A 7,539-nucleotide genomic window follows, 5' to 3' on the forward strand; every position below is an offset into this window, starting at 1 on the left:
ATAAAACCATAATGTTTTAAATAACGAAAAGATGAAGAAGTTAATTACAACTGCGCTTATCCTAATTCCTGTATTGGGATGGGCGCAAAATAATACCTATCAAGTAAAGGGTAAATTTGCAGCCGCCGGTAAAAACGGGAAAATGTACATCAGTTATTACAAAGGCGGAAAAACTGTAAGAGATAGCGCTCTGGTTACAAATGGTGTGTTCGAATTTAAAGGTCCATCAGAAGGTCCGCAACAAGTCTACATGAATTTTAATAGTAAGGAGGGAAGGGTTAAAGGTCGTACAGATGCAAGGTCGCTTTATTTGGACAAAGGCCTAATCATTATTAATGCTGTCGATTCTATCAAAACAGCAGTAATTAGTGGAGCTGGTATCAATGCTGAATTTGAAAAGTACACGGCAGTAGGCAAATCTGAAGAGGCATTGAGTAGTTTTGTTAAACAAAATCCCGATTCCTATTTCTGCTTTGAGGCTATGCAAAAAATAGCGGGATCGTATTTTGATGCAAGCAAGGTAGAACCATTGTTTAATGGTTTGTCAGCTAAAAACCGTAACTCTAAAGCAGGTAAGGACTTTGCAGCTTTAATAGAGGCGAGTAAATCTACTGCAGTTGGTCGGATGGCCCCAGAATTCACGCAAATGAATACGGAGAATAAAGCCGTTAAATTGTCTGATTATAGAGGTAAATATGTGCTTGTCGATTTTTGGGCATCATGGTGTGGTCCATGCAGAGCAGAGAATCCTAAAGTATTGAAAGCTTACAATGCTTTTAAGAACAAAAACTTTACTGTATTGGGCGTATCGGTTGATCAGGAAAGAGATCGTGAGAAATGGCTAAAGGCAATAAAAGATGATGGGATGCCATGGATGCAATTGGTAGATCCAAATCATGATGATCCTAAGGGGGCAGGAAATCTATACGCAATTAAAGCCATTCCTTCCAACTTCTTAATCGATCCGCAAGGTAAGATCATTGCTAAAAATTTAAGGGGCGAAGCCTTAGAAAAGAAACTGGCAGAAGTAATTAAATAAAATAAAATGGCCGGTGGTTACCGGCCATTTTTATTTTATTTTTCTAATGTCGTTTTTAAGGTATCTAAACCACCCTGCAAATCTTTACCCAGCATTCCTTCCATATCCATAAAAAGCAGCATGATGTTCATTGGGTAGGCCATTCTACCTTTAAAGCCCCATTTTACCTTAGTTTGGTTTTCGCCTAGAGCTTGCGTAGTCATGTAAGCAGCATCCTCAGCCTCAAAGGGCTCTTTAAAACGTAGCGTCATGTCAATCCGGTCACGCTCAGTTATATTTGTAATTTCTTGCTCGCCTTTCCCTACATTTTTATTGGTACTTTCCCAAGCCGAGATAAACCCAACAGTACCATCTGTACCAGTATAAGTCTTTTTTGAAGCTGGATCCAAACGATTCCAAACACTATACTCATCCTGATTTTTAATGTGTTTGACATAATCAAATACCACTGCTATTGGCTTGTTGATGGTAACTTCCCGTTCAACTGCGTAATCTTTTTTAACAAAGAGCGCAACAATTAATGCCAGAATTACAATCCCAACAATTAAGAGTAATAGTCCTTTTAAAATTTTCATAATATATTTTTGGTTTTTAATGAGGAGGCCTGGTTAATTACAAGTTTAGCTATATAAAGATGATTAAATTTTAGGTAAATCTCCAAACACATTTTTTAACGGTCGCTTAAAAAACAACGGCAGGGATATTGCATATTATTTTGTAGATATACCATTAACCAATTTTTTTTAAACAATGAAAAAGCACTTGTTCGCCTTGATCCTTTTGATACTTGCCTATCATGCAAAGGCCCAGGATTCCTCAGTTGTAGCCGCACCCACAGCAGTTGCTGTAAAACGAAGCGCAGTTCAATTGAACAGAACTCCTGAAGCATTGGGAATATCACAAAAAACAAGAGACTGGGTAAAAGCCATGACTAATCCCCCGATTAATATTGCGCTTTTTGCTGTGGATAGGCGTGAGAATGATGACCGGGCAAATTCCGATGTGATCATGGTGATTTCTATTGATCAACAAACTGGAAAAATTAAAATGTCGTCAATTATGCGTGATAGTTACGTAAATATTGAAGGACATGGTATGGATAAAATCAATGCAGCTTATGCCGTTGGTGGGCCTCAATTGGCTATAAAAACCATCAATCAAAACTTTGATCTCGATATTAAGGATTATATGAACGTTGATTTTTATAGCGCGGCAAAAATTGTAGATGCACTGGGTGGCGTTAATGTAAATGTAAAAGATCCAGAACTTCCATATCTAAATAATTACCTTAATGAAGTCGCTATATACGATAAAATACCTGCTGTGCATGTGAAAAGTGCAGGTTTACAGAAGTTAACAGGAAGACAAGCAGTAGCTTATACAAGGATCAGGGGAGTGGGGAATGGTGATTACGAAAGGACAGAGAGACAACGGTCTGTGCTGGTTGCTTTGTTTAGTAAATTGAAAAGCTCCGGACAAGAAGTGTTCCCTGTTTTTGCTTCGCAGATCTTGCCTAATCTCGAAACGAGTATGGCCAATATGACGCTTATGAGGTTTGCTTCAAGTGTTTTGAACTCGGAGAATAAAGTAATTGATCAGGCAAGGTTTCCACTTGATGGGCAAAGTGCGGGGAAAAGAATCAACAATATCTGGTATCTAACCGTTGATTTAAAAGCCACCACAAATTCGATTCATAACTTTATTTACAAAAATATGAAGCCTGTTGGCAAATAAAATTTGTTAAGATTTCTTATCTTTGTGAAAAGAGCGATTACAAGTTTATACGATCCAGCTACTTATGTTTAGACGATTAACGGGCATATTTATTTTACTTTCATTTTTATTGGTAAAAAGTACCTCGTTATTTGCTGTGGACAAACATCAGCAATACTTATCTGTTTGCGCATCGGAGCAAGAAACCGATGAAGTACCCGACCTTGAAAAAGAATGCAAGCAGTTGGAGATCATGGACGAAGATTACATTTCTCATCTAATTTCCAGTCCGTTTTTCTTTACGCTTTCCAGGAAATTGGTTCTTTCGGGTGTCGCCAATATTAGCGCTCCTTATATTTCCTTACCGTACCCGCCTCCCAACGGCCTTTAGTACGCATATTCCATCTTTGGGTTGTAGAAACTAACCCGCATGTCAGTATTTATACAATAATTTAATTTTATGAAATATATAATTTTCAAAGGCGCTTTTATGGCCCTTTTATTAAGCGCAAGTACTTTAACTGTAAGTGCTCAAAAAATTGACGAGCAAGAACTTAAAGTTAATATCGACAAAATTTCTAATTCAACGCAACATCTAAAAAATTTGGAGCCAGTAACCTTCAAATACGATGTAAATAAGTATAAGCATCTTAAGCTGCCTGCAGGTGAGCAGTATGGTTTTTTGGCTAGCAATGTCCAGCCCGAATTTCCTACAATGGTTTACGAGGCTTCAAAAGTTTATGAGTCTGGTAAAAACAACTCAAAAATTGCGAAATACAATGCCGTACAGACAGAGAATTTGATTCCTGTATTGGTAGCCGCAATTAAGGAGCAACAGGCCGAAATAGAGCTTCTAAAGAATGAGGTGAAGCTATTGAAAGCCAAAAGCAAATAAGAATTTTTCAGTTTAAGTGTTTTGGAAAGAAGCTGCCCCAAAAGGGCAGCTCTTTTTTTTATCCTTTATACATTTTTTCATAATATTCCTTGGCCATTCTGCTGGCTTCAAAAGCTGGTACCACATCCATGGCTGCTTTTTTTACCAGACTTAACCATTGCTTCTGGTCGTTATAGTAGGTTGGTACTACAGTCCGTTCCAACACATTCATCAGGTTGGTGTTCTCCTGATTGTCTTGTTCCTGATCTGGCAATCCATCAGCCGCTGGTTGAATTAGGAAGCTGTTTACATTGTCTTTAGCAAATTCTGGCACCCAGCCATCAGGCAAGGAAAGATTAATGCTACCGTTCATCGCTGCTGTCATACCACTGGTGCCCGAAGCCTCTCTGTACATCCTTGGATTGTTTAGCCAAACGTCGGAACCTCTTTTTAGTAAGGCTGATAACTCTAGCTCATATCCGGTAAGGACTGCACAATTTTTTAGAGGCAGTGCACGATTGATGATGGAATTAAATAGGCCGATTGCCCCAAAATCTTCTGGATAAGGTTTTCCTGCCCAAATGATTTGAACCGGAAATGCTTCATTATTAATCAAATTTAGGAACCTGTTCCAGTCCTGCATCACCAGGTCAGCCCTTTTATAACCTGCAAATCGTCTTGCCCAGACAATAGTCAATACATCTGGATTAAAAAGTTTGCCACATTGATTGGCCACAACTTTAAATAGATCGGCTTTCATTTCTTTTTTGCGAACTATAATCTCCTGATCATCACCAGACTTTATAGCTTTACCTATTGTGGGATCTTCCCAATATTTCTGGTTTTGAGCATTGGTGATAGAGATGATTTCGCATATTCCTGAGTTATGGCTCCACATGTCCCTGGCCACTTTACCATGTAGGGCTGATACTCCATTGGCTTTTCTGGCAAATTTAAGTGCAGCAAGCGTATAGCTAAAGTTATCGCCATCCATACCTAAAATCGACTTTACTTCATGTTCCTGCAAATGGTAAAAGAAGGACATTTCTTTAAGTAAGCTATACCTGTGTTCTTCATTGCCGGCCATTTCCGGTGTATGTGTGGTAAATACTACTCTCTTTTTTATTTCCTCCAGGCTTTTATGCTTGCTGTAGAGGTAAAAATTAAGGGACACTGAATGACCTTCATTCATATGGTATATGTCGGGAGGCATATTTAAAATGTCCAACAGCATCGCTCCGCCAGTGCCTAGTATGATAGATTGGGCAATACGGGTAGTTTCGTGGGGATCGTATAAACGATGGGTTATTGTACGTGATAAGAAGTCGTTCTCTGGGACATCTGTACTTAGCAAAAATAAAGGGGCAGTGCCAAATGTTTCTGGTTTCAATAAGTAGGCCCGGACGTGTACTTCAGCATCGTGCACCGGGACTTTAAAGGTGATACCCGTATCCTGTAAGAAGCTATATTGTTTTTCTGTATAATCAGGCTTCATCAACATATCCTTATCTCTGGATTGGTCGTAATACCCATATTTCCATAGTATTCCAATACCAAGTAGGTTCTGTTTCAATTCATAGGCACTCCTTAGGTGGGATCCGGCAAGGAAACCTAATCCGCCACTATATATTTTTAGCGCCTGGTGTACCGCAAACTCCATAGAAAAATAAGCCACCGCAGTACTATACTGCTGATTGGGTTCGTAACCGAAAATGTCTTGTTTAGATAGCATGGGTTTAATTTATAAAAATTAATACGAATAAAGGGCTTTGGATCTGATTATATATTAGGGACTTGTAATGATATTGTTTATTTTTCGCACATGAAAACATTGAAACCTACTGTAACTATTGAATACTGTCCAAAATGTGGCTGGATGCTTAGAGCTGCATATATGGCACAGGAACTGCTGAGTACGTTTACCGATGACTTGAATGGCGTATTGTTAAAGCCAGCGGAAATAGGAGGAACCTATGTGATCAGTATTGATGATGTCGTTGTATTTGACAGGAAAGAGAAAGGTCGTTTTCCGGAAGTTAAGGAATTGAAGCAATTGATACGTGATGTAGTGAGCCCCGAGAAAGATCTTGGTCATTCTGATAAACCATCTTAAATTTTTGTAGGATATAGCCACTTTTTGCGCTTAAATTAAGCTCTGAAAGCAGGTTTTTGTAAATAATCTGGCTTAAAACCAGCATGGTATATGTTTTCTCAATTAATTAATTGCACAATATATATCGTAGTCCTATATTTGCATCACTCTAAAAGGAAACGATTAGTGTAAACGTTCAAATAAGAATGTTGATTCCGTAGCTCAGCTGGTAGAGCATTACACTTTTAATGTAGTGGTCCTGGGTTCGAATCCCAGCGGGATCACAGAGAATAGTAACACAACGTACAAAAGCCTGCAATCATTTTGATTGCAGGCTTTTGTTTTTACCAAAACCTAAAATTCTCCAGAACAAACGGATCAATCCCAAAACTTGTGGAGCAGGAGTTAAAATTATAATTTTGTATTTCTATACCGTTTTATATTTATGCCATCAGCTACTGCATCCTTGCTCAGATTATTTCTGCCAGATTTTATACTAGAGAATTTTGAATTCAAAGGGGTTATTGAGGATAGTGAAACCTTCCATATCGAACTCGAAGAGTTGAATAATCCCCCCTTAGAATGGGATGGGATCAAAGTTTTGTCTAAAGGCTTTTTCCCTCAGATTGTAATTCAAGACTTTCCTATCCGTGGACATAAAGTGTTTTTTCATATCCGCAGACGCCGATGGCTCAATACAGAAACTTCTAAGGTGATTTATCGGAATTGGACTTTAGTAGAAAAGGGAACGCGAATGACTGGGGATTTCGCGGCTTTTTTAAAAGAAATCAATCGATACAGCACCGAGTAGCGTTGATGCCATCAGTTCATTCTATGGTGTAAAAGCTAAGAATCTACTTCGTCAATATCGTGATTACCTCAGTGACTTTAAAAATTGGGATCAGAAATCACATGCAAAAGAATGGCTGCTGTATCCTGAAAACCTAGGTGAACAGCTTTCTATAGACGAAACCAGTCTATCTCATGGTGAGCTTTACACCATCCTTACCAACAAATCAGCGAAAGGTAAGAAAGGCGCTATTGTTGCCATTGTAGCAGGCACCAAAGCCGAAACAGTCATCTCAGTACTGAAACGAATTCCAGAAAGAGCAAGAAAAAAAGTGACTGAAGTTACCCTGGATATGGCAGGTAATATGGAATTGATCTGCAAACGTTGTTTTCCGCAGGCAACCAGAGTGACAGATCGGTTTCATGTACAGAAACTGGCCACCGAGGCGCTACAGGAAATGCGGATCAAACACAGATGGGAAGCTATGGATCAGGAAAATGAAGCTATAGAAAGATCAAAAAAGACAGGCCGGCCATTTCAAGCGGAAGTACTCCATAATGGAGATACGATAAAGCAATTGCTGGCTCGTAGCAGATATGTATTATATAAAAAGCCTTCTGATTGGATAGACAGTCAAAAGGATCGTGCAGAACTCCTATTCGGAAGGTTTCCTGACCTTAAAACAGCCTATGGACTCAGTTTTGGACTTAGTCAAATCTTTGAAAATACAACAGATAAAGTCTTCGCCTTGGCGAGATTGGCCAAATGGCATGAAAAAGTACGACAAACGGGATTCAAATCTTTTAATACAATTGCCAGGTCGATACAGAACCATTATCAGACTATATTGAACTACTTTGATAACAGATCTACTAATGCTTCAGCGGAATCTTTTAATGCAAAAATAAAGGCTTTTAGAAACCTGTTTAGAGGTGTAAAAAACATAGAATTCTTCCTGTACAGACTAACGCAATTGTATGCTTAAAAACAGAAAAATCATTCTTGCTCCACAAGTTTTGGGATTGATCCGA

The 7,539-nt window shown here is 38.7% G+C and carries 9 protein-coding genes and 1 tRNA gene; 8 read left to right on the forward strand and 2 right to left on the reverse strand.

The annotated features are described in order from the left end of the window. Nucleotides 1-31 precede the first annotated feature (31 nt). On the forward strand, nucleotides 32-1,039 hold the full coding sequence (locus BLS35_RS19270) for a TlpA disulfide reductase family protein (protein ID WP_090784286.1): 1,008 nt from the start codon (nucleotides 32-34) through the stop codon (nucleotides 1,037-1,039). A 35-nt stretch (nucleotides 1,040-1,074) separates the two neighbouring features. On the opposite strand, the gene BLS35_RS19275 is transcribed toward BLS35_RS19270, so the two are convergent. Next, nucleotides 1,075-1,614 (reverse strand): SRPBCC family protein, encoded by a 540-nt coding sequence (locus BLS35_RS19275; protein WP_090784289.1) that lies wholly within the window; start codon nucleotides 1,612-1,614, stop codon nucleotides 1,075-1,077. Nucleotides 1,615-1,789: 175 nt separating this feature from the next. Between BLS35_RS19275 and BLS35_RS19280 the strand changes: the two genes are divergently transcribed. The 3 genes from BLS35_RS19280 (at nucleotide 1,790) to BLS35_RS19290 (ending at nucleotide 3,647) form a co-directional block, all read left to right on the forward strand. Further along, nucleotides 1,790-2,773 carry an LCP family protein gene (locus BLS35_RS19280; RefSeq protein WP_090784291.1) on the forward strand — a complete coding sequence of 328 codons (984 nt, stop codon included), beginning with the start codon at nucleotides 1,790-1,792 and terminating at the stop codon, nucleotides 2,771-2,773. Nucleotides 2,774-2,837: 64 nt separating this feature from the next. After that, nucleotides 2,838-3,143 carry a hypothetical protein gene (locus tag BLS35_RS19285; protein ID WP_090784293.1) on the forward strand — a complete coding sequence of 102 codons (306 nt, stop codon included), beginning with the start codon at nucleotides 2,838-2,840 and terminating at the stop codon, nucleotides 3,141-3,143. 69 nt (nucleotides 3,144-3,212) lie between these two features. Next, complete coding sequence (locus tag BLS35_RS19290; protein ID WP_090784295.1) at nucleotides 3,213-3,647, forward strand: tail fiber domain-containing protein; 435 nt, start codon at nucleotides 3,213-3,215, stop codon at nucleotides 3,645-3,647. Nucleotides 3,648-3,705: 58 nt separating this feature from the next. Here the strand turns inward: BLS35_RS19290 and glgP are convergent, their stop codons facing one another. Continuing rightward, complete coding sequence (gene glgP / locus BLS35_RS19295; protein WP_090784297.1) at nucleotides 3,706-5,358, reverse strand: alpha-glucan family phosphorylase; 1,653 nt, start codon at nucleotides 5,356-5,358, stop codon at nucleotides 3,706-3,708. A gap of 90 nt (nucleotides 5,359-5,448) precedes the next feature. On the opposite strand from glgP, the gene BLS35_RS19300 reads away from it, so the two are divergent. From BLS35_RS19300 to BLS35_RS19315, 4 genes are all read left to right on the forward strand, one after another. Beyond that, nucleotides 5,449-5,739: an Rdx family protein gene (locus tag BLS35_RS19300; RefSeq protein ID WP_090784300.1), complete on the forward strand. Its 291-nt coding sequence runs from the start codon at nucleotides 5,449-5,451 to the stop codon at nucleotides 5,737-5,739. Between the two features lie 190 nt (nucleotides 5,740-5,929). Then, nucleotides 5,930-6,002: transfer RNA gene (locus tag BLS35_RS19305), tRNA-Lys, on the forward strand. 161 nt (nucleotides 6,003-6,163) lie between these two features. Beyond that, nucleotides 6,164-6,529 (forward strand): ISAon1 family transposase N-terminal region protein, encoded by a 366-nt coding sequence (locus BLS35_RS19310; protein ID WP_090782334.1) that lies wholly within the window; start codon nucleotides 6,164-6,166, stop codon nucleotides 6,527-6,529. A gap of 190 nt (nucleotides 6,530-6,719) precedes the next feature. Beyond that, entirely contained in the window at nucleotides 6,720-7,493 is a 774-nt protein-coding gene (locus BLS35_RS19315; protein WP_254778889.1) for an ISAon1 family transposase, read from the forward strand. Nucleotides 7,494-7,539: the final 46 nt, after the last annotated feature.

This window comes from Pedobacter sp. ok626 (assembly GCF_900100435.1).
Classification (GTDB): Bacteria; Bacteroidota; Bacteroidia; order Sphingobacteriales; family Sphingobacteriaceae; genus Pedobacter.